Annotated in this window: 1 protein-coding gene; it reads left to right on the forward strand. The window is 55.2% G+C overall.

The genetic code is table 11. From position 1 onward, the window contains the following. Window positions 1-45 precede the first annotated feature (45 nt). Window positions 46-569, forward strand: a 524-nt coding sequence (locus ACXJ5O_RS29335) for a hypothetical protein (RefSeq protein WP_457302968.1), incomplete at its 3' end; no start/stop codon positions are given.

Genomic DNA, 569 nt, shown 5'->3' on the forward strand with positions numbered 1-569 from the left:
GGGTCGTCAAAACCCATGCAATCGCAGTTTCCAGAAGCATCGCAATTGCCCACGCCGAATACCATTCCATTCCGTATGCCCATGAACGATTTCGACCGGTTCCAGATTTCTCACCTCTCATCGAATTTCTCGGTACCGAACTACGAGCCGGAGCCCATTGCCACCAATCTTCTAATGATGTCGTCGCTCGGCGCTTGGCTGGATTCTCGAGGTGCATGGGACCCGCCGGGCCTTTCGGTGGAGGAATGGGTCCACCGCGCAAGCATGGGGCGGGATCACTATGTCCGCATTGTCTACAAGGGCTGTTTCTTCCCGTTCGGTCATCGTGCCGTTTTGATGAAAATCAGCGAGCGCAAATTCCACAATGGCAGGGGTACGCAAGAAGCGGTTCCGGGCAATACCGCTTATATGCGCCAACAACTGTTTCTCGCCATACGCGAGCGCGAACGCACCTTTGTCGATCCCGAATTGAGCAACAAGAACGAAACGATATGGCTGCATCGAAAGATGCCGTTCTCAAGCGTCCGGATACTCACCGCAGTCACGCCCAGCCTCGATGAGCCCACGAG

Source organism: Phyllobacterium sp. P5_D12 (assembly GCF_054049495.1).